The sequence below is a fragment of the Enterococcus sp. genome (assembly GCF_032555305.1).
In the GTDB taxonomy this organism is placed as follows: domain Bacteria; phylum Bacillota; class Bacilli; order Lactobacillales; family Enterococcaceae; genus Enterococcus_A.
In genome coordinates, this window is the sequence record NZ_JAWGOQ010000044.1 from 1 (window position 1) to 21,559 (window position 21,559).

General features: G+C 38.4%; 20 protein-coding genes. 2 read left to right on the plus strand and 18 right to left on the minus strand.

Translation table 11 applies throughout. The features are described from left to right. Positions 1-473, plus strand: a 473-nt coding sequence (locus tag E6139_RS21320; protein ID WP_316405560.1) for a hypothetical protein, incomplete at its 5' end; no start/stop codon positions are given. Between the two features lie 415 nt (positions 474-888). Here the strand turns inward: E6139_RS21320 and E6139_RS21325 are convergent. The 16 genes from E6139_RS21325 to E6139_RS21400 form a co-directional block, all read right to left on the minus strand. Next, positions 889-2,148 carry an ABC transporter permease gene (locus E6139_RS21325; RefSeq protein ID WP_316405561.1) on the minus strand — a complete coding sequence of 420 codons (1,260 nt, stop codon included), beginning with the start codon at positions 2,146-2,148 and terminating at the stop codon, positions 889-891. Next, positions 2,141-3,040 (minus strand): ABC transporter ATP-binding protein, encoded by a 900-nt coding sequence (locus E6139_RS21330; RefSeq protein ID WP_316405562.1) that lies wholly within the window; start codon positions 3,038-3,040, stop codon positions 2,141-2,143. Before E6139_RS21330 ends, E6139_RS21325 begins: the two co-directional genes overlap by 8 nt. 69 nt (positions 3,041-3,109) lie before the next feature. Further along, a complete protein-coding gene (locus E6139_RS21335; RefSeq protein WP_316405563.1) occupies positions 3,110-3,574 on the minus strand; it encodes a hypothetical protein in 465 nt (154 codons plus the stop codon). Continuing rightward, on the minus strand, positions 3,574-3,777 hold the full coding sequence (locus E6139_RS21340) for a helix-turn-helix transcriptional regulator (RefSeq protein ID WP_216410258.1): 204 nt from the start codon (positions 3,775-3,777) through the stop codon (positions 3,574-3,576). The genes E6139_RS21335 and E6139_RS21340 overlap by 1 nt, the downstream gene beginning before the upstream one ends. Before the next feature lie 87 nt (positions 3,778-3,864). After that, positions 3,865-5,640, minus strand: a complete 1,776-nt coding sequence (gene uvrC, locus E6139_RS21345) for an excinuclease ABC subunit UvrC (protein ID WP_316405564.1) — start codon at positions 5,638-5,640, stop codon at positions 3,865-3,867. A gap of 293 nt (positions 5,641-5,933) precedes the next feature. After that, a complete protein-coding gene (gene trxA, locus E6139_RS21350; RefSeq protein ID WP_316405565.1) occupies positions 5,934-6,248 on the minus strand; it encodes a thioredoxin in 315 nt (104 codons plus the stop codon). Between the two features lie 113 nt (positions 6,249-6,361). Then, positions 6,362-8,722, minus strand: coding sequence for an endonuclease MutS2 (locus E6139_RS21355; protein WP_316405566.1), 2,361 nt, complete (start codon positions 8,720-8,722; stop codon positions 6,362-6,364). A gap of 61 nt (positions 8,723-8,783) precedes the next feature. Beyond that, the gene (locus tag E6139_RS21360) at positions 8,784-9,332 is read right to left on the minus strand and encodes a CvpA family protein (protein WP_316405567.1); all 549 of its coding nucleotides are present in this window, start codon (positions 9,330-9,332) and stop codon (positions 8,784-8,786) included. Between the two features lie 12 nt (positions 9,333-9,344). After that, complete coding sequence (zapA, locus tag E6139_RS21365; RefSeq protein ID WP_316405568.1) at positions 9,345-9,779, minus strand: cell division protein ZapA; 435 nt, start codon at positions 9,777-9,779, stop codon at positions 9,345-9,347. Between the two features lie 396 nt (positions 9,780-10,175). Further along, a complete protein-coding gene (locus E6139_RS21370; protein ID WP_316405569.1) occupies positions 10,176-11,366 on the minus strand; it encodes an amidohydrolase family protein in 1,191 nt (396 codons plus the stop codon). A gap of 102 nt (positions 11,367-11,468) precedes the next feature. Further along, a complete protein-coding gene (locus tag E6139_RS21375) occupies positions 11,469-12,932 on the minus strand; it encodes an amidase (protein ID WP_316405570.1) in 1,464 nt (487 codons plus the stop codon). 131 nt (positions 12,933-13,063) lie between these two features. Then, positions 13,064-15,532, minus strand: a complete 2,469-nt coding sequence (locus tag E6139_RS21380) for an FtsX-like permease family protein (protein ID WP_316405571.1) — start codon at positions 15,530-15,532, stop codon at positions 13,064-13,066. Beyond that, positions 15,529-16,221 (minus strand): ABC transporter ATP-binding protein, encoded by a 693-nt coding sequence (locus E6139_RS21385; RefSeq protein WP_316405572.1) that lies wholly within the window; start codon positions 16,219-16,221, stop codon positions 15,529-15,531. The genes E6139_RS21380 and E6139_RS21385 overlap by 4 nt, the downstream gene beginning before the upstream one ends. Before the next feature lie 80 nt (positions 16,222-16,301). After that, the gene (locus E6139_RS21390; protein WP_316405573.1) at positions 16,302-17,207 is read right to left on the minus strand and encodes a HAMP domain-containing sensor histidine kinase; all 906 of its coding nucleotides are present in this window, start codon (positions 17,205-17,207) and stop codon (positions 16,302-16,304) included. Positions 17,208-17,210: 3 nt separating this feature from the next. Beyond that, the gene (locus E6139_RS21395) at positions 17,211-17,891 is read right to left on the minus strand and encodes a response regulator transcription factor (RefSeq protein ID WP_316405574.1); all 681 of its coding nucleotides are present in this window, start codon (positions 17,889-17,891) and stop codon (positions 17,211-17,213) included. Between the two features lie 130 nt (positions 17,892-18,021). Further along, positions 18,022-18,942, minus strand: a complete 921-nt coding sequence (locus E6139_RS21400; protein WP_316405575.1) for an SDR family oxidoreductase — start codon at positions 18,940-18,942, stop codon at positions 18,022-18,024. A gap of 115 nt (positions 18,943-19,057) precedes the next feature. Here E6139_RS21400 and E6139_RS21405 point away from each other — a divergent pair, with 115 nt between their 5' ends. Then, entirely contained in the window at positions 19,058-19,624 is a 567-nt protein-coding gene (locus tag E6139_RS21405; RefSeq protein WP_316405576.1) for a TetR/AcrR family transcriptional regulator, read from the plus strand. Positions 19,625-19,660: 36 nt separating this feature from the next. Here the strand turns inward: E6139_RS21405 and E6139_RS21410 are convergent, their stop codons facing one another. Next, positions 19,661-20,320, minus strand: a complete 660-nt coding sequence (locus E6139_RS21410) for an amino acid ABC transporter permease (RefSeq protein ID WP_316405577.1) — start codon at positions 20,318-20,320, stop codon at positions 19,661-19,663. Next, positions 20,320-21,156: a transporter substrate-binding domain-containing protein gene (locus E6139_RS21415; RefSeq protein WP_316405578.1), complete on the minus strand. Its 837-nt coding sequence runs from the start codon at positions 21,154-21,156 to the stop codon at positions 20,320-20,322. Before E6139_RS21415 ends, E6139_RS21410 begins: the two co-directional genes overlap by 1 nt. Between the last annotated feature and the right edge of the window lie 403 nt (positions 21,157-21,559).

Below are 21,559 nucleotides of genomic sequence, written 5' to 3' on the forward strand. Positions count from 1 at the left end.
AACTATTTGATTCTGTGGTGACCGCAAAGGTCGTGAAATACATTGATACCTTAATCTTTGATCCAGAACATGAGGCACAGAACGTGAATTATTACGGCGTGCCGGGCAAAGAAGCAGACCCAACCTGTGAAGAAGTTGGATGCTTTGAAGTGGAGGATAAGCCAAAACAAACAGAACAGAAACTGTTGGCTACTCCGAAACCAACAGCTCTACCCAAAGCACCACTTGGCCGCTATTTCAAGCAGTTGACTAGTATTGAACCAACAGAAAAACCAGAAGTAGCAGTGGCGAAGGACGCTTTACCACAAATAAAAACGAGACCAATCGAGAAAAACGAGCAGAAAAAAGACATTGTATCACCAGCTGAACCTGATTCTAGCCAACATAAGCAAGAACGAAACGGACTACTGCACTGGCTACATCGAATCAGGAAGAAAAACAAAGAAGGACCCACAGAAATTCCACGCGAATAAGCCATTTACGCGAGTAAACTTGATCATTGACAATTTTAGACTGCGTAGGGGAACCACGTTTTGACTGACCCCTGCTTTTATTCTCGCAGGTGTTTACAAATAATTTTAGATAAACCTCTTTTAGCTTTGTCAAAATTAAAAAAGCACATGAATAGACGAGAAAGTCTGATTCATGCGCTTTTACTATACTGGGAAATATTCAGTCATTCGTTAAAAATCAAAATTATCAGGGGCAGCACCAAGCCATTCATTAATATTCAAGCCATCAATTTACTTCATCTCGCTATCACTCAGTTCAAAATCAAATATAGCAAAATGCTCTTTGATGTGAGCTCCATGAACGGATTTAGGAATCACAATGCTGTCACTTGTGTAGTCGATTTATTGTGGTTCCTACCAATCTCAATATATCTGTTTATTTCTTTTTGCGATCATTTTGCATAATAGAAATCGATTGTTTCAAGGCACTCAATGTTCCACCTTCACTGTATACCAAGACATTTGATTTGTACAATTGAGCCGAGAATAGTGTCAAGAAAATCGTGAATAGCACTAAGATTCCCAATGACACAAAGGCACTCGAAAGTGCGGCTGTTCCAGAAGCAAGTCGCAGCGGCATACTGTAGGACGATAAGAAAGGAATATAGGATGTTACTTTGATTATTATATTTGTAGGATCAGATGTCCCTAAAATCAATCCCAACATATAACCAATCATAGATAAATACATCACTGGTTGAATAGCTTTCGCTGTATCTTCAGGTTTGCTCACCAAGGAGCCGCATAGCGCTGAAAGAACGGCGTACAAGAATAATCCCACGAGCATGAACGCAATAATAACCAGTGCCCCACTACCTAATAAGGACTTAATAGAAACGTTATTCAGAAGGTCTTTTACCATGTCCATATCTTTAAACTGACGATAACCAAAGACGATCGCTACCCCGTATATCAATAATTGTGTCAAGGCTACCAACAGCACCCCTAAAAGTTTGCCGTAGTAGTGTGTTTTAGCCTTCATGCTAGAAAGCAAAACTTCCATGATACGAGTACCCTTCTCAGAGGCGATTTCTTGAGCGATAATTGAGGAGTAACTGACGATAAATACAAACATGATGATTGTTGTTAAAAAGCTTAAGACAAATTGGGTACCCGAGTCTCCGCCATCACTTTGCATTTTACCGTTCTCGAAAGTAACTTTCGTTGATTCAAATTTTGCTGGCTCCATAACTTTTTGAACCTGTTCCGTGGTTAGATTCAGCTGGTTGGCGCGAATATTCGCTTGCATTGAACTTAAAATTTGCTGCAACTGCATTTCAGTTGAAGTTCCTAATGATGCTTTGCTGAAAAGTTTGCCTGAAACTTTTTCTTTCCCCATTTTTAAGTCAAGATAAGCATCGATCTTTTTATCTTCTAATTGTTTTTGCGCTGTTTTATCAGTCGCGATGACTTTGAATTTATAATCTTTATTTTTAGTCTTTGCTAACTGTTCTGCAACGGCTGGTTGATCACTTACAATACCAATCTCATTGATATCATTGGCATCTCCGAAGAAATGTTGAGATAAATAGAAAATCCCCATAAGCAGAAAAGGTGCCAAGATCATGATGAGAAAGGCTGTTGATTTTACATTCTTTTTATATACGTCTTTGATAATAACGCCCATTTTACTCATTTACAGCACCTGCTTTCCATTTGAAAATTTCTTCTAGAGTTGGCGGTTGTTGATTGAACATTGGAATATAACCAGATTTAGTCGCTTGGACAAAAATTTCTTTCCCAGCTGCGGGATCTTCTAAGGTAATATCAAAGCTTCCGTCTTCTTTTTGAATCACTGTATGAACACCAGAAAAAGCTTCTAACTCTTCTTTTGTTAAATGAGATTCTAAATACAATTTGCTGCGGCCGAAGGATTCGCGAATTTCATGAACTTTACCATTCAATACTGTTTCGCCATCGCGCAACATAATCAAGTGATCACAAATTTTTTCAACGTTATCCATATTATGACTGGAGAAAATTACACATGAACCTTTTTCCTTTAATTCGATAATGCCATTTTTCAACAATTCAGCATTAACTGGGTCCAAACCGCTAAATGGTTCATCTAAAATAACCAGCTTTGGTTCGTGAATCAGCGTTGAGATCAATTGAACCTTTTGTTGATTCCCTTTAGAGAGTGATTTTACCTTATCGGTTTTCTTGCCTTTGACTTGGAATTTTTCCATCCATTCGTCAATTTTTGGCGCGATCTCTTGTTTTTTTCTTCCACGCAATGAAGCAAAAAACAACAATTGGTTTTCAATCGTAACTTTCGGGTATAAGCCCCGTTCTTCTGGCAAATAGCCGATCATATTATAATCTTTGCCAGACAGTGTATGCCCATTCCATAAAACACTGCCTGAATCTTTCGATAAGAAATCTAAGATCAAACGAAATGTGGTGGTCTTGCCCGCACCATTTTGTCCAATCAATCCTAATATCTTTCCGTCTTCAATCGTAAAGTTCATATTATCCAAAGCCTTATACGATCCAAAACTCTTACTCAAATTTTCAACCTGTAACATCTTATCACTCCTTTTTATTATTAAATTCACCTTTCCCAAAAACTGAAAAATGAACATATCACTTAACACCTATAGTTTCCTTTTGAAATAGAAATAACAAATTAGATAGCTAATAAGAAACACGTACAGTAACCCACTCGCTGTCATCATTACTAATCTTGATACAAAACTACCAACTATACTCAAAATAACTAAGCTTATCGTCATCACAAAGGTCGTAATCTGAAGAGCTCTAGCAGAGATTTCAATATTTCGTTCATCAGTTTTAATAATTCGTTCTTTTCTTAATTTCTGAGGGTTTCTCATCGTCTGACGATTTCTAAAAAAGAAAATCACAAATACTATACAGAGCGAAAAAAAGAATCCGGTTAAAAAACCTACTGCATGGTCACTGATTTTGAGCTCAAACCACTTTGTTCCAATAAATAGTGTGGCTGAACAGACTAACATGAAAATAATTGCAATCATATATCCAATATTCTTTTTACGTAGTTTCTCCCGGTATTCGCGATCCTGTTTTGATAGTTCCTTCATTATTCATCCTCCTCATCAAAAATGAAAACTTCTTCTATCATTAAACCAAAAAATCGCGAAATTTTATAGGCTAGGATCAATGAAGCGTTATAGCGTCCATTCTCTAAAGAAATAATCGTTTGGCGTGTTACTTCTAAATGATCGGCCAATTCACTTTGAGTCATCTTGCGTTCTTTACGTAATTCTTGAATTCGATTTTTCAAACGATCACTCCCTAAATGTATAGCGCCCTTTACATCTTATGACAAAAGTATAGCACCCTTTACATTTAATGTAAAGGGTGCTATACATTATTTTTCCTGCAATTGATTAAATGTATTTTCTGCCACCTGTTTGGGCAGTCCTACTTCTTGTAACTCATCAATAGATGCGGCTTGGATATTCTTTAAAGATTTAAATTCTTTCAACAGCATTTTTTTACGTTTTGGTCCTAACCCATCAATATTGTCCAACTTCGATGCAAAACTATTTTTACTGCGCAGCTGGCGATGGAAAGTTATCGCAAAGCGATGGACTTCATCTTGAATACGTTGCAGTAAGAAAAATTCTTGTGAATTACGTTCCAGTGGTACTACATTCAGTTCTGGCCCGAATAGTAACTCACTAGTTTTATGTTTGTCATCTTTTGCCAATCCCGCGATTGGGATATCAATCCCCAATTGATTAGCCAAAACATCTTTCGCTACATCTACTTGTCCTTTACCGCCATCAATCACAATTAAATCAGGGAATGGAAGACCTTCTTTTAGAACACGTGAGTAACGACGATAGATGACTTCTCGCATTGACGCATAGTCATCCGGTCCTTTGACCGTTTTGATTTTATATTTACGATATTCCTTCTTCGCTGGTTTTCCATCGATAAAAACCACCATTGCAGAAACTGGATCTGTTCCCATAATGTTGGAGTTATCGAAAGCTTCGATCCTGATTGGTGCCGGAATGTTCATAGCATCGCCCAATTTTTCCACAGCGCCGATTGTTCGTGCCTCACTGCGACCAATCAAATCAAATTTTTCATTCAATGCGACTTGAGCATTTTTTCCTGCCAGCTTCACAAGTTTTTTCTTATCTCCCCGTTGCGGCTGCAAAACTTTAGTTGCTAACATTGCTTCAACACTAGGCTTATCAATATCATCAGGGATCAAGACTTCTTTAGGGATAAAATGTTCATTTTCTTGATAAAATTGTCCGATATATGTCAAGAAATCGTCTTCCGCATCATTATAAAATGGAAACATCGAGACATCACGTTCAATCAATTTCCCTTGGCGAACGAAAAAGACTTGAACACACATCCAACCCTTATCTGTAGCGTAACCAAAGATATCTCGATCTACCAAATCCGTATTGGTCATTTTTTGTTTTGTCATGACAGTCTCGATAGCCTTGATTTGATCTCGGTATTCAGCAGCCTTCTCAAATTCCATATCAGCCGCGGCCTGATTCATTTTTTCCTCTAGTTGTTTTTGAATCTCAGTATGTCCGCCATTCAAAAACCGCTTGATTTCTTCAACCATATCTTTATAGACCTGAGGATCAACATGAAAGGCGTAAGGACACAAACACTGCCCTAAATGATAATAAAGACATGGAGTCTTTTGCGACGGTTTGCATTTTCTTAATGGAAACAAACGATCCAATAACTTCTTTGTTTCATTCGCTGCATTCACATCGGGATAAGGGCCAAAGTAATGCGCTTTATCCTTCAACACTTTCCGTGTAATCATCAAACGAGGATATTTTTCATTCGTAATCTTCAAGAACGGATAGGTTTTATCATCTTTCAACATGATGTTGTACTTAGGATCATTTTTTTTGATTAAATTGATCTCAAGCAGCAAGGCCTCAATATTTGATTCAGTTACGATGTACTCAAAATCCACGATTTCGCTGACTAACCGTTCTGTCTTAGTATCATGACTGCCCCGAAAATAAGATCGGACACGATTTTTTAAGATTTTGGCCTTTCCCACATAAATAATCGTCCCATTCTTATCTTTCATCAGATAGCAGCCCGGTTGGTCTGGTAAAAGCGCTAATTTATTTTTAATTCGTTCGTTCATAAGCTGCTTCCCTTCAAAGCTATCTCTTTCAATTTGCAGCTGATTTAATCCAAGTATTTCCATTTGTAATTATGAAAGAGCTCGGACTGACAGCTACTTCGTCTTAAAGTATTCATTTTTCCAAAAATCGGAAAAATGAGTCCTATTAATGAGTCCTATTTTCGTTTCGCATACGATTAGGCTAAACAGCCTGTCCATTAATTGGCTAAAAATCCATAACTACTTTTCAAACTTGGTCAACTGCCAAAAGCCTAACTCGCAAAAAAGCTGGACAAAATGCCCAGCTCAGTTTCTTACATGTGAGCTTGGATAAGCTCTTTTAATTGATCTTTGCTATGAACACCGATCACTTTATCAACGACTTGCCCATCTTTTTTCAAGACAAGTGTTGGGATACTCATGATCCCGAATGATGCTGGTGTTTCTGGATTTTCATCCACATCCATTTTTACGACTCTGAACTCATCTTCATCGTATTCTTCAGATAATTGTTCTAAGATCGGTGCTTGCATGCGACAAGGACCACACCATGTTGCCCAAAAATCGATCAAAACAAGGCCGTTATCTGTTTCTTCGCTAAAAGTTTTATCAGTAACTACTTGTGACATTTGAATTCCTCCTATATAACTTGAATGCTTTAAAATCAGCATTCTGTTTTCTTACTAAAAGTAGTATAGCACGGTCTTATTTTCTTCGCTACTGTTCTGCTTACACTTGTAAACTATTTAAATGTTACTACTGTTGCACCATTACCACCTTGGTTAGCCGGAGCGAATTCGAAGCTTAGAACATTGCGATTATTTTTTAGATAATCGGTAATCCCCTTTCGTAAAGCCCCAGTCCCTTTACCATGAATGATCCTCACCTGCGCAAAGTTTGCTAATAAAGCAGCGTCAATGTATTGATCGACTTCCGCAAGTGCTTCTTCATAACGTTTGCCCCGCAAATCCAATTCTGGCTTAACCTTAGAACTAGCGCCTCGTTGCACTCCTGTGATCACACGCTGTTTCGGTTCTTCGATTGGTGCAGTCAAAGTCATATCATCCTCTGAAACGGTCATCTTCAAAATCCCCAGTTGAACTTGCCAATCTGTGTCACCGACTTTTTTAATTAAGGTTCCACGTTGACCATAGGTTTCTACGATAACTTCATCATTTGGTTTGAATTGTTTTTTTGCCTTTGCTTTTTGTAGGACTTTATTTTTCTTTAGTTGTTCGTCTTGTTTCAGATCCGCAAATTGCGATTTGGCATCGATCAATTGATGTTCCTTCACATGTCCTTGACCATCCAGCTGCATTTTGCGAATATCTTTGATGATTTTTTCAGCGTTTTCTTCAGCTTCACTAACGATTTTGTTCGCTTCTTTACGGGCTTTTTCCATTTCTTTTTCTCGTTCATCAAAGAAATAGGAATAAGCATTCTTCAAATCGCGATACAGTTTTTCGGATTCATCTACATAATGACGAATTTCTAAATACTCAGTCTCCGTAGCCTTCCTCTGGTTTTCTAAATCAGAGATCATTTCATTCAAATCTTGACTTTCTTCATCAATAATTTGTTTGGCACTTTCAATCACCATCGGATCTAAACCTAGACGACGTGAGATTTCAAAGGCATTACTGCGTCCTGGAACACCGATCAATAAACGATAGGTCGGACTCAATGTATCTACATCAAATTCCATGCTGGCATTAATCGTATTTGATCGATTATAACCATAGATTTTTAATTCTGGATAGTGGGTAGTTGCCATAACGTAAGAAGATTTTGCACCTACAGCATCCAAAATCGCGATTGCTAATGCCGCTCCTTCTTGCGGATCAGTCCCAGCACCCAACTCATCAAATAGTACTAAACTATGTTCATCGATCTTCTCAAGTATCGAAACAATGTTGGTCATATGAGAAGAGAATGTTGATAGACTTTGTTCGATGGATTGCTCATCACCAATATCTGCGAAAACTTCATCAAATATACCCATTTCGCTATCTTCACCGACAGGCAATGGTAATCCCGCTTGCCCCATCAATTGCAACAGACCTAATGTTTTCAAGGAAATAGTTTTACCCCCAGTATTAGGTCCAGTAATGACCACTGCCTGGAAATCCTGTCCGATCATCAGATCATTCGCTACCGCTTTTTCATGGTCCAATAATGGATGGCGAGCCTGTTTGAAGAACACATGATTTTCTTGGTTAATCGTTGGTACGACAGCCTTCAATTCTTTTGCAAAACGTGCTTTCGCATTCATCAAGTCAAAGCGTCCCAACACATAAGCATTATGCAGAATATCTTTACGCGGTGCTACTAACTCTGCAGACAGCTCAGCCAATATTCGTTCAATCTCTGTACGTTCAGCAATTTGTTGCTGGCGCAGACGATTGTTCAACTCAACAACTTGTTTAGGCTCCATAAATAAGGTTTGACCAGATGCACTTTGATCATGGACGACACCACCAAATACTCCGCGATATTCTTGTTTAACTGGAATAACGTAGCGGTCGTTCCTCATTGTGATCAAACTATCGCTCAAATACTTCGCGTTTTTCCCGCGGATCAAACCATCTAATTGTTCTCGAATCGTCTGCTCACTGCGGCGAATCTGGCTGCGAATTGTGCGTAATTCTGGCGAGGCCTCGTCACGTACACGACCATCTTCTTCCACAGAACGACGTAACTTCCCGCTTAACTCAGGTAAAGTCGTCAATTGGTCTTCCCAAAAATAGAGCCGAAGAAACTCCAACTCACTATCCTTTAAATCCTCAATAAAACGAACAAGTTCGCTTGTTGTTGAAAGTACACGAGATACCTCAGCAAGTTCCAAACCATTCAAATTCGCACCAATCTCGATCCGTTTCATATGCGGCTTGATATTGTTCAGCTTGGGAATTGGGAGTCCGCCTCGGAGTCGTTGGACTTTCATTCCATCCTCTGATTCATCTAACCAAGCCTGCACAGTATCCTCGTCACTAGAAGGTGCCAATTGACGGATTTCTTCTTCTCCCTGTTCAGTAGATAAATACTGTTGAATCATTTTCTTTACTTGTTCGAACTCTAATGTTTTTAGAATACGTTCATTCATCTTTTCACCTTCTATACATAAACAAACCGAAACCTGTCAAACAGCGTCCCGGTTTTTTACTTTATCCAATAATATTTGTAACCCATAAATTGTTAAACTGTGAACTCAAGAACAACGAATGCTCAATCATAAAACGAGCGTACCAACTGCCCTCTATCTGATTCTGTACTAATGCCATCGGTACAAAACTGACCAGCTTCAAAATCAAAAAAATACTGATATAACAAACAACTAATTGTAAGATCCCTGCTAAAATGCCGTCATATTGTGGAATAAGTACTTTAAACAATAAATCTTTAAAAAAGATCGCAATCAGATGCGTTGCCAGCCAGCCAATAATCAGAATCAAAACAAATGCGACACCTGCATAAAAGGCTTTGTCCAAATTAAAAGCTTGTTCAACCGAATAATAGACCATTTTTGATTCACTTGTAACGGATGGATAAGGCACAAATAAGTCTAATTGAGAACCTAATTGCTGATAAAACATTCGTGCTGCAATAAAAGATAATAGGTACCCGATCGAAAATACTATCTGATAGGCGGTGCCTCGTCGATAACCAACGTAAAAAGATAGCAGTAATGCAAATAAAATTACCAATGTTAACATAGTATCCCTCACTTATTTATTTGCCGCTCTTTTTTGAATCTCACGTTTTCGGTTCTCATTGACGATCTGCTGCGCTTCTACGTGATTCCGGATCGGAACATTTTCTTTCCCGTTTTTCCGCATGATTTCCTTGGCTTCGGCTTCAATTGCTTCGATTTTTTTAATTCGATTCTCTAATTCTAGATTGTGAGCAGCTTGCCCATCAAGCGTATTTTGTTGTCTTTCCAACTTTATCAACGCTTCTTGTTTTTTTAATTGATCTGAGATCGCGTTGATCGCCAATAGCATCGCGGCTTTTTCTTCCGTGATCTCAGGTGATAACGACATGATCTCATTTAACTGTTCATTGACCAAGGCAGTGACCATATCCATGTGTTGCTTGGATTCTTGCCCAATGATAGTGTAAGTCTGACCGGCAACAATAGCCTTATAGCGATTTTGCGCCATATTGATCAACCTTCCTAAACATTTTTTATTAAATATACTGGTAACAAAAACACTCATTTATTATATGCTAAAACCCTTCATATGTACAACTTTCATCGATTAAAAGCCGATTAACTTAAAGAAAAGAGAAAAATTTATGGATTTTGCAATCTTAAAATTACCCACAAATGAGATTCAAATGTTGGTTCATTGTTACAATGCCAATCTATTGAGCTAAAAAGGCACTTACAGTTTTTTTCAACAAGAAATTAGTGTGAGTAATACCGCTTATGCTTCAGGAAACTTTTTATTCTATGCTACTAACGCTGAGCAAGAACCGGCACACAGGTGCTATTAGTATAAAATGAACATACCTCGCCAGATTTGATCATCATTTTGGCGAGGTATCTGTTTTTTTTATACTTCTGTCCCAGCTAACAATACTTTCCGAACATTATGCAATGCTTCAATATCCTCAGTGGCATCACCTTCTACTACAAGTATATCGGCTTGCAGACCAGCCTTTAATTCTCCAGTTACTTCCGACAAATCAAATACTTTAGCAGGATTTTGTGTTGCGGTTTGAATCGCTTCGATCGGTGTTAATCCGTAACGAACCATCAACTCTAATTCTTCAACGATCGGTACACTCGGTGCCTCTTGCATAACCATATCGGTTCCTGCAAGAATCGTCACTCCCTCATCATAAATCGCTTTGAAGTTTTCCGAATACGCTTGAACAGAGCTTTCAAAGAAGTCTAGGTGATGGGAGTAGGTTTCGGTTGATTGATTAGAATGGTCAATCCCGACCTCTTGAACTTTTTGATTGAATTCTGCTAAAAAATGATAAGCAAACATCGTTGGTGTCCATGACTGCTGATTTTTTACCATCTGTTTGGCTTGTTCAACAGTCAAAAAGTTTCCATGTTCAATCGTATCAAAGCCGGCATCGATACACATCTGAATGCCTGGTTGAGTGCCTGAATGTACCACACACTTCAGTCCGAGACGATGTGCTTCTTCCACCCCAGCTTCCAACTCTTCCTGTGTAAATTCACAAATGTCATCTCGATTGGTTGTTAATAGCTTGATCCAATCCGCGCCATCTTTTTTTTGGCGACGAATCGTATGCCGAATATTTTCTACGCCATCAACCTCTTCAATACCATCCTCATGTCCGTGCCCGCCAGTAATGCAGATACCGCGATCAGTATGCAAAATACGTGGAGCTTTGACAAACCCTTTTTCAGATGCCAATCGCAATGTTTCCAATAGAAATTGCGGGCCGCAACAATCTCGTATCGTTGTTACCCCTTTTGCCAGACATGTTTCTGCTTGTTTCTGAGCATAATAAGCAATCATAAAATCGTTGTAACGATGCAAGTCTGGTTGTGTCCAATAATACCCCAGGTGGATATGAGCATCCATTAACCCAGGTAAAATCGTGCCATTACCGTAATCTCGGACTTCAGCCTGCGGAAACTCAGCTGTTAACTCCTCGGCCTTTCCCACAGCTAAAATTGTATCTTTAGCATAAACAATTCCGCCATTGTCGATGACAGTTTTTCCATCACCAGTGATTACTTTCTGTGCCTTTATTAGAATCATCCTTGTATTCCCTCCTGTTGAAACGTTTTCACTTTAATAAGTGTACCAAAAGAACCGTCAAAATTAAAAGCCTATTTTGACGGTTCTAATGTTAGAGGACTACTATTTTTGACGATAATACTCAGGTAAATGAAACCCATAATTTTCTTCAAATAGCTTTCCAACCTGTAGGAGCAGATCTTCTCGTCCACGAGCAGCCATGAACTGAATTCCTAGTGGCAAGCCTTTTTCCGTTACATAAGTTGGCAAACTGATTGATGGCTGCCCAGTCAGATTAGCTAGTTGAGTATAGGGTGTGATTTTCAGACTTTTATCAAACATTTGCTCGATAACATGAGTCAGTTCAGTTTCTGACAAGCTGGCTGATACTTCTAAGGCATCGCGAATCTCTGGGCTTTGCAAGTCATCTGCTATTTTAGGTGCTGTGGTGGCAGTTGTAGGGGAAAGCACCAGGTCGTATTCTGTGAATAGCTTCTCCATAACAGAAGCAGCATGATCCCACAGATTCAACGCCCTGATAAATTGACTGGCTGGAATTTTTTTCCCATATTGGTAAATTCCCCAAGTCATTAGCTCCATGTCATTTTTTTCTACGGGACGTTTAAGTGCTTGCTGAATTCCTGCGAACATCGCAGCTGTTTCAGCTCCATTCATCAAATAGTAACTCGATATTAATTCCCTTCCGTTGAGAGGATAAGAAATTATTTCAGCTTGGTGTCCCTCTCTCAGTAAAAAATCATGCGCCATTTCCACGGCACTAGCGGCATCAGGAGAGATGCTGGAATCTATCGGCGAATCAATAATAACTGCCACTTTTAATTTCTTTTGTTTAGCTGCCTGATTATGTTGCCACGCCTTCTCAGGCGCTTGATAGGGCGCAGCACTATCGATGTGACGCATGCCATAAAATAGTTTTTCTGTATCGCGCATTGAAACAGTCAACGCAAAATCAATTGCAGCTCCCTGCCAACCACGCCATCCGCTCGGCCCCACCGGCATGGTTCCGCGAGTCGGCTTCAATCCGATTAATCCACAGAAGGATGCAGGAATACGAATTGATCCCCCGCCATCACTAGCTCCAGCAATTGGAACGATGCCCGCTGCCACAGCACTTGCTGCACCACCACTTGAACCCCCAGAATAATAATCAAGATTCCAAGGATTTTTAGCTGGCCCGTATAGCTCCGCATCTGTGATATTTTTAAAGCCAAACTCTGGGCTATTTGTTTGAGCGAAAGGGATTAATCCATTAGCAATCAATTGATTGGTGAAATTACTATTTTGACTTGCACGGTGCTCCTTTAGCAATTTTGATCCAGATGTACTTAACCAGCCTTTTTTTTCTTGTCCCAACATTTTCAGCGGAATAGGCAAACCTGCAAATGGTCGTTCACCAATGTCGATAAGTTTCTGATACTCTTCGATTGCATCGTGACCTATCATAGTAACAAAAGCATTCAGTTTGGGATTTTGTTTACGAGCTTTATCTTCAAAGCTATCTAATAATTCTCGAAAGCTAATCTCTTTACTACGTAATTTTTCAGCCCAGTATGACCCATCTTTCAATATCAACACCTCTTCGACTTTTTTTATATTATGACAAAATAATAGTAAGAATACCAGCAGCATACCTATTCAATTAGCACCAAAAAAGCCAGAAATGAATAGCCCAGTTGACCTGGCTATTCATTGTGGTGTTACTTAATACGTTCTGCCAGTGTTCTTCTTCCAGAAGACCTCATTACTAGATAAGGTGTTAGTAAGCAGATAATGAGCATTATCAGCAACGAGAGGCCAATTTCCGCTATTGGTACATTGAAACTGGCATAGGTCGCAGAGCTTTTAACAATAGTAAACAAAGCATACGTAATTCCCATGCCAAAAGTCATTACTAAACCGCCAACGATCAGTGCATAATAGCCGCCCTCGATCATTAATACAGTATTTGTCTGCCTGCGTGTCATACCGATACTTTCTAGTGTTGCTAACTCTTGTTTTCTAGCCAGAATACTCGTAGTGATGATATTGACGAAATTCAATAGTCCAATCAACGCTAAGATCAGCGCTAAGGTATTCCCCATCATTCGCATCGTGCTGATTTCTCCAATGGCTCGATTGATCATTTCAGTTTTTGTAATGATTTTATAAGCTGATTGTTCATCAATAAATCTTTGGAACTGTTCAGAAACTGCTTTTGCTTTAGCTTTTTTAAGATTGAAATTCACATTCCAGATTCCTGCATCTGGTGCAATTTTATCTAAGTAATTTTTTGAAACGAACATCGCTGGTGCTCCCTGTGTTTGAAACTCCAAATAGTCATTAGGGATGAATCCACCGATTTTTATTTTGTGTGATTGATTATTTGAGGAAAATTGTAAATCAGGAATGTTAGCAAAATCTTCTGGTTGATCAGACTGGATAAAACAAATGTCACCCGCTTCAAAAGCCCTTTTGTCGAAAGAACCCTTATTATTTTTTTCCAATAGTTTTTCTAGTTCAGCAGAATCAATACTAATAATTTCTCCGCTGAATTTATCTGGCTGAATCGTTTTTTGATCAATCTTGGCATATTTGAAGTACTGGTTATAGGAACGAATGTAATCGGAAAACTTATCTTCATTATAAGTGACTAAAATCGGGCTCGAGTAATAAATATGTGCCTCAGTGATATCATCCGTTTGGTTTATTAATTGTGTTAGCTGCTGGCTGACCTGCTCTTTTTCTAATTTTTGGGTATCCGAAACAGCGCTGTCAGATTGGTTGTAACTAGGACTGATCATAACATCATAATCCATTTCACTTATGACAAAATTTTCAAAATCTATACTTTTAACGATTGAATTCACCGCAACAAACGATGTGATCCCTAATGTCATGGAGACAATGACGATCATCGCCCGTTTTTTATCTCGGAAAATATTGCGCCAAGCCATTAAATATAACTTGCCTCCATTACGTGAGCGAACATTGTTCTTTTTCACTTTTGATTCGGTAAAATTAATGGCTAAAACTGGTGAAACCTTTGCAGCGTAGTTTGCTGGTTTTATAGAACTGAAAAGCATTACCACTAATGAAAATATGCCAGCACCAATGTAAATTAAGGGACGTGTCGAAACCACCACAGCTTCTGAATAATTAGTAGCCTTCATAACAAATGGAATAAAAAGATGGGAAACGCTGAAGCCAATAATCAACCCTAATGGAATCCCAAATGCAGATAGTAGCAAGGATTGATAAAAAATGATTTTTCGCAGCTGGCGTTTAGTTGTTCCTAAAGCTTTTAACAAGCCGTAAAAACGAATATCATTGGCAATCGAAATATAGAGGACATTGTAAATCAAAAGGCCGCCTGAAATAAGAATGATTGCCAAAAACATGCCTACTCCAAAAAAAATCGAAGTTGAACTTTCATTATTTTCTTTTAATGTAGGTTTAATTTCCTGTGTTTCATTCAACTTTAATTTCTTTGCTATAGTCTTATTTTGTTGTGTCAGATTACTGCTGTCTTTATATTTGATTGAGTAAGTTTTGTTATTCGCAGGTGTACTGTATTTTTCGGCAAATTGATCAGAAACCAAGATATAACTAAAATCAACAACCCGAGCTATTACGTATTCTTTATAATAGCCGGATAGAGTAAAATTCTTCTGATAAATTTCCCCATCGATCAAACACGGCAAAGAGATTTTCTGCCCCACTTTGGGTTGAGAAATTCCTAGTTCTTTTAAGGCTGCGATCGGTGCCATCAACTCATTTTCTTTCTTCGGTAACTTTCCAGTAAAATCATTGATCGCCTCTTTTCTCAATCCTGTCCATTCATCCTCGTTGTACCAATGCAACGCCATTTGAACCTTTTTATTTTTTAGTCTTTGGCTATCCACTGTTCCAATCGTCTGCTGCTCACCGACCACTTCAACCGATGAATCCCTTTTTAAAATATCCACTTGTTTGTTTGAAAGATTATTTAAATTTGCATCCGCAATCGTCCCAACTCTTTGAATGGTTTGTTTATTATTGGCCTCCATAAAGCTCATTCCTAAACCAATAACAGATGAGATCAGTAGGGTCGTCAATGCGAGCGCCAAAATCACAAAAAGATTACGTCTACGATTGCTCTTAAAGCTATTCATCCATAAATTGTGGATTGCTTCTCGTTGTTCCTTCATGACCAATCACCGCCTGTTACCCGAACCTCTGATAGCTTGCCATCTTCAATTCGAATCACCCGATCCGCCAATTGAGCGATTTGATCATTGTGTGTGATCATGATGACCGTTTGATTAAACTTTTTGGCCGATTGTTTTAACAGGCCCAGAACATCTTGACTACTTTTACTGTCCAAATTCCCAGTGGGTTCATCAGCCAAGATGATTGCTGGTTTAGCCGCTAACGCGCGAGCAATTGCAACTCGCTGCTGTTGCCCTCCTGAGAGCATTGATGGCAAACTATTTTCCCTGCCTTTTAACCCTAAGGTCCCGATCACTTCGTCGACAAACTGCTCATCCACTTTGTTGCCGTCTAATTGGATCGGTAAAACGATATTCTCGTACGCACTCAAAATCGGTACCAGATTGTATTGTTGAAAAACAAAACCGACGTTTCTCCGTCTAAAAATTGTCAATTCTTCTTCGCTCAAATGCTCTAATTGCTTTCCTGAAATTTCAATTTCACCTGCTGTTGGCCGATCCAGTCCACCCAATAGATTCAATAATGTACTTTTACCTGACCCAGATGTTCCGACAATCGTTACAAATTCTTTATCTCCAATCGTTAAATTTGCATCATCAACCGCATGAACTTGATTTTCTCCTTCACCATAAGTTTTTGTTAGATGAATCGTTTTTACTACGTTCATACCAACAACCTCCCTTCTTGATACTTTTAATATAGCAAGGGACTCTTACAGTAAAATGTCAGCTGCTGCATACAAATCTGTCAGTTCTGTAAGAATAAAGAAATCGTCGTCTGGTCTGCTTGCGATTCAGCTAAAACATAACCTCCTTGCGACTCACAAATCAATTTGGTCAGATACAATCCGATCCCAAAACCTTCAATCGTATTTTTATACTGTGCTCCACGATAGTACTTTATAAAAAGATTAGGCAGGTCTTCTCTAGCGATCGTTTTTCCTTGGTTTTTGATGGAAATTCGCGTATAAGAAATCAAACGATCAACAGATATTTCAATTTTTGAATCTTCATAGGCATATTTCACAGCATTTTCCAATACATTGCCGATCGCTTCACGCGTCCACCTCACATCATGGGGAATCTCACTTTCCGCCCCGCTTACTAGAAAACGAACTTGTTCATCTGTATTTTGAATATTTTGACCAATCGCTTGTTGGATTGTTTCCTTGATATTTTGATTCACCTTCGTCAGCTGCATTGATTCCGTTTCAAACTTAGACATATGCAAAAATTCCTCCACTAGCCAATTCAAACGCTGAGAATCAAAAGACAAACGTGTTAAAAATTCCTGCGATTCACTTGCAGAAAGTTGATCATTTTTTAGTAATTCCGTAAACATTACCATACTAGTGATTGGGGTGCGCATCTGGTGAGCGGCATCTACCATCAATTCTTGGACTCGAACTTTTTCCCGTGCTGCTGTTTCTCGATAAAGTTGGTTAGCTTCTGCGATTCTCAGTGTTTTGAAAATCAGCTTACTTTTCTGCCCTTCTTGATAAGAGATCGCATTTTCTGGATAATCTCCTTTAATAACGACATCGAGAACTTCCTCGATATTGGACAATTCTCTTTCATGCTGTTTTCTAGTATAGAAGAAGAACAGCAGTAGAATTGATAAGAATAATAGAACTGTCAGGCTGTACAACAACATGAATCATTCCCCTCGTTTCCAAATGTAGCCTACCCCTCGAACAGTTTCGATATATTGCGGATGCTTAGGATCCTCTTCGATTTTCAGACGAATTCGACGAATATTTACCGATAATGCATTTTCATCGACAAATTTTCCTTGATCATCCCATAAGTTTTCCAGCAGTAATTCTTTTTCCAAAACAATTCCAGCATTTTTCATCAAGTAATTAATTAAGCGGAACTCTGTCGAACTCAATAGAACTTCTTGATCATATTTAAATAATCGATGGTTATCTAAGTTTAATACAAAAGGCGGTGATTCAATTTTTTGGCTTCTATTTTCTTGTTTTTTAAACAACAAAGCTACTTTTGCTCTTAAGATTGCCAAAGAGAATGGTTTTGTTAAATAATCATCACCGCCGATCGAAAGACCAGTCAGAATATCTGATTCCAAATCATGCGCTGTTAGGAAAAAAAGCGGAACAGCTGAAAACGTCCGAATTTTCTGACAAAGTTCAAAGCCATTTCCATCGGGCAATGTTACATCTAAAATGACTAAGTCAGGGAGCCTTTCTTGAATCAGCTCCACTGCACCTTGCACACGATTATTAATGAATACCTCATATCCTTCTTGCTCTAAATAGAAAGAGATTCCCCTCCGCAGGTTTTCATCATCTTCAATCAATAAAATTTTCTTTTTCATTTTCTAACCTTCTTTTTTACCATTTGTTACTTTTATTATCCTGTTTCTTGAAACAATTATCAATGTAGTCTTTCTTACAGCAAAAAAGCAAAGCCCTTTTGGGACTCTGCTTTCTTGATCCTTCTTTGATTTAATCAATAATCATTGATGAACGATGATCATCTTGTGTATTCACGATAGCTTGGGCGTATTGTCGAACAAAATCAGCGAGTTTAACCGTACCGATTTTCGTGTTTCCTTCGTTCAGAGCTGCATAGATACTCTCTGAGTGCTTTTGATATTGACTGGTTTTCACAAAGGCTTCAACAATAGCTTCTGGTACATGATTAGCTAGCATTCCTTGTTTTAACTGTTCATCTGTAATTTCAACAAAGTGTAAATCTGGAAGATTAGCTACCTCGGCTAGTTCGTGGATAAATTCTTTCATTGAAAATGTATCACTAACCGCGAATCGAACCGTCACGCCTTTTGGTGTATCCAGTATCAAAGGAAGAACGACAGCAGCGATATCATTTGGAGCGACATATTTTTGCTTCACGTCTTCTGGTACATTTGAATAGATCGCCTGTTCCTTCTTGATACTATCAAGATTGCTGTATAAATTATTATAAAAGCCGACTGGTCGAACAAACGCGATATCAACACCTGACATTTTTTTAAGTTCAGTCTCCAGATATTTATAGGCATGCAAAGAGCCAGCTTCTGACCCTGCTTCAGCTCCAATACTGCTTAGTTGAACCACTTTCTTCACACCAGCCTTAGTGATTGCTTCTCTAAAAACTTTCCCCTGATTTTGCATTTCTTGATTTAAATCCAATCCAGCACCTGTTCCTGAGATCATCAAGTAGACGACTTCTTTTCCAGTAAATGTCTCGGTTAAAAAATCTACATCTGCCATTGTTCCGACTGCGGGGATCGCGCCTAATTCCTCGATTAGGGAGACACGTTTATCACTAGAAGTAACAACCGTAACATCATGTCCTTGATTGATTAATTCAGGGATTACATAGCGATTGATATTTCCTAAAGAACCTAACATAGCAATTTTCATACATGAAACCTTCTTTCGAATTTTAAAGATAGCTCTATCTTTAAAGGTAATTATAAAAGATAGAGCTATCTTTGTCAATCTTGAAATACTAGAAAAGAAGTTTTATACTATCCTTATGAAAAAGAAAGATAATACAAAAGTCGAAAAAATACTAAACGCTACCGTTGAAATCATTCTTACTGAAGGAGCAGCCGCTGTCTCTACCGTTAAGGTGGCAAAAATCGTAGGCATCGCTCAATCCAACGTCTATCTCTATTTCAAAAATAAGAATGACTTACTTCTAAGTGCCTACCAACGTGAACTCGATCAAATCAAGGCTACTGGTGAATTAAAAACGTTAAACGATTCAGACATCCCAATCAAGACTAGGATCGATAACTATATTCGTTCAGTCTTTAATTATTCCATTGAGCATCCAGATGGGCTAACATTGATCGAACAAATCAAGATGCTGAACATTTCCGATGAGAACCTTTATGACAACAATACAATTGTTATCGACCTGTTGAACGAAGCGATTGAGACGGGATATTTGAAAGACTTGCCGGTTAATTTGCATATGGCAACTGTTTTCAATGTGCTACATCGTCACGCATTGAATATTAAGGAAGGTTTCTATGATCAAAACAAGTATTCCTATGAAGCGATTGCTCAAATGGTTTTAGATGCTCTGAAAGCATAAAAATCCAAGAACTCACTACTCATGAGTTCTTGGATTTTATAGGTATTTGTGTTGAAAATACTTTTCCAAACGATGCTGAATTAGACCAATACCGATACACAGTAGCCAGTAAATCAATGCCACTAAAAGATACATAGATAAGTAGTCAAATGTTCTTCCACCAATGATTTTAGCTTTTTGAAAAATGTCTGGTACCGTAATCATTGCCGCCAGAGATGTTCCCTTTAGTAGATCCATTGCGACATTGCTCAGAGCTGGCACAGATATTCTCACTGCTTGAGGTAAAATTATAAAGCGCATTGTTGGAAAGAAACGATTGCCCAAAGCATATGCGGCGTCCCACTGACCCGGATTGACTCCAGCAATCGAACCGCGGTAAATCTCCCCAATAAAGGCACTACTAGTCAGACTGAAGCAAATAATCGCTGCTACTACAGCATTTAATTGATAGGGTAATCCAAAATATAATAAGAAAAGCAGCACCAGTGCAGGCGTTCCACGCAAAAAAGATAGATAGAAGCGAACAAACAATTTAATTGGTCGCCAAGGAATAAATCCTAAGACGGTCATGCTGATTCCAAGGACATTGCCTAAGAAAAAGGCCGCAAGACTGATCCCTAATGTATAGCCTAATCCGCTTAGCAGAAAGGGAATCGAATCCAACATTAAGTTTAAATCAATTGTTGGAATATACATTAGTCTGTCGAGACTTTCTCAGTTACTTCCTGTTTTGGTTTCACTGAAACATCTGTACCAAAGTATTGTTCAGATAATTTTTTTAATGTCCCATCTTTTTTCAGTTCTGCTAAAGCTGCATTAACCTTCGCTTTTAAAGCCTGATTTTTCTTGTTTAATAAAAAGCCTGTCGAGTTTGCATTAAAATAGACATCTTCCAGAATCTTGACTGGAATGTCTGGTAAAGCCGCAATGGACATTTTTTGTAAATAGTAATCATTCAAAATCACATCTGTGCGCCCGTTAGCTACATCAGTCAGATATTGATCGTTCGTTGCGTTGTCATAGTTCACCGCTTCAGCCCCGTATTTTTCTGCGATCTTCATATAGCTGGTATTCGGTTCACCGGCAGCTTTCTTTCCTTTCAAATCTTTTAGCGCATGGATGCCAGAATCATCACTTTTCCTTACAATCATACTATCAAAGGAATACTTAATGGGTGAAGATAGCGAAAACTTTTTGCTGCGCTCTTTTGATATTCCAAAATCATTAGCCGCAAAGTCCGCTTCTCCACGATCGACTGCTGTCACTTGCCCGTCGACATTGTATTCTTTAAATTTAATTTTTAGATTCAACTCTTTTGCAACTGCTTTAGCAACATCGACATCATAACCGACTAGCTTATTTTCCTCGCTATAATACGAAGAAGGAAAAAGTGTTCCAGAAGTCGCAACTGTTAATTCTTTTTTCTCTTCTACTTTTTTCCAACTATTATCTTCGCTTGATTGTCCACTTCCACACGCAGAAAAAATTAATCCAGCTCCTACTAAAACTAAGCCTATCAACTTCTTTTTCAATAATATCTTCCCCTTTTTATTCTACTGAAAACTCTTACTATGAATTCTTTATAGCATATAAAAAACAAAAAGGTGTAGAAAGATGCTTATGAAAAACAGACAATAAGACAGAATTGATTTAATCTTGTCGTGTAGTAGCACAACTTTTAAATAACATATTATATCTTAAACATGGAAAAAGGAATTATCTTGCAGGAATCTGCTACTGATAAGAGAAAATGTAGCATGCTTCTTATTTGCAGTATCTAACGTTTTGTTTTCTCACAGCCGCTCAATGTCTTTACCTGATTTTTTGTACAGAAAGTCTCACCATCTGTTCCCAGTTCATATTCTCAATTTTGATCAATTTATTCACTTTATCCATTTGCGTAAAGAAATTGAAATTGCTATCTTCTTGAATCGC

What these genes read in the sequence shown, in the direction of transcription:
- E6139_RS21355 (WP_316405566.1), bottom strand. Translation starts at nt 8,722, where the DNA reads ATGAATGAACGTATTCTAAAAACATTAGAGTTCGAACAAGTAAAGAAA.
- uvrC (WP_316405564.1), bottom strand. Translation starts at nt 5,640, where the DNA reads ATGAACGAACGAATTAAAAATAAATTAGCGCTTTTACCAGACCAACCG.
- E6139_RS21410 (WP_316405577.1), bottom strand. Translation starts at nt 20,320, where the DNA reads ATGTATATTCCAACAATTGATTTAAACTTAATGTTGGATTCGATTCCC.
- E6139_RS21360 (WP_316405567.1), bottom strand. Translation starts at nt 9,332, where the DNA reads ATGTTAACATTGGTAATTTTATTTGCATTACTGCTATCTTTTTACGTT.
- E6139_RS21335 (WP_316405563.1), bottom strand. Translation starts at nt 3,574, where the DNA reads ATGAAGGAACTATCAAAACAGGATCGCGAATACCGGGAGAAACTACGT.
- E6139_RS21370 (WP_316405569.1), bottom strand. Translation starts at nt 11,366, where the DNA reads ATGATTCTAATAAAGGCACAGAAAGTAATCACTGGTGATGGAAAAACT.
- E6139_RS21395 (WP_316405574.1), bottom strand. Translation starts at nt 17,891, where the DNA reads ATGAAAAAGAAAATTTTATTGATTGAAGATGATGAAAACCTGCGGAGG.
- E6139_RS21325 (WP_316405561.1), bottom strand. Translation starts at nt 2,148, where the DNA reads ATGAGTAAAATGGGCGTTATTATCAAAGACGTATATAAAAAGAATGTA.
- zapA (WP_316405568.1), bottom strand. Translation starts at nt 9,779, where the DNA reads ATGGCGCAAAATCGCTATAAGGCTATTGTTGCCGGTCAGACTTACACT.
- E6139_RS21400 (WP_316405575.1), bottom strand. Translation starts at nt 18,942, where the DNA reads ATGAAAATTGCTATGTTAGGTTCTTTAGGAAATATCAATCGCTATGTA.
- E6139_RS21380 (WP_316405571.1), bottom strand. Translation starts at nt 15,532, where the DNA reads ATGAAGGAACAACGAGAAGCAATCCACAATTTATGGATGAATAGCTTT.
- E6139_RS21405 (WP_316405576.1), top strand. Translation starts at nt 19,058, where the DNA reads ATGAAAAAGAAAGATAATACAAAAGTCGAAAAAATACTAAACGCTACC.
- E6139_RS21390 (WP_316405573.1), bottom strand. Translation starts at nt 17,207, where the DNA reads ATGTTGTTGTACAGCCTGACAGTTCTATTATTCTTATCAATTCTACTG.
- E6139_RS21385 (WP_316405572.1), bottom strand. Translation starts at nt 16,221, where the DNA reads ATGAACGTAGTAAAAACGATTCATCTAACAAAAACTTATGGTGAAGGA.
- E6139_RS21330 (WP_316405562.1), bottom strand. Translation starts at nt 3,040, where the DNA reads ATGTTACAGGTTGAAAATTTGAGTAAGAGTTTTGGATCGTATAAGGCT.
- trxA (WP_316405565.1), bottom strand. Translation starts at nt 6,248, where the DNA reads ATGTCACAAGTAGTTACTGATAAAACTTTTAGCGAAGAAACAGATAAC.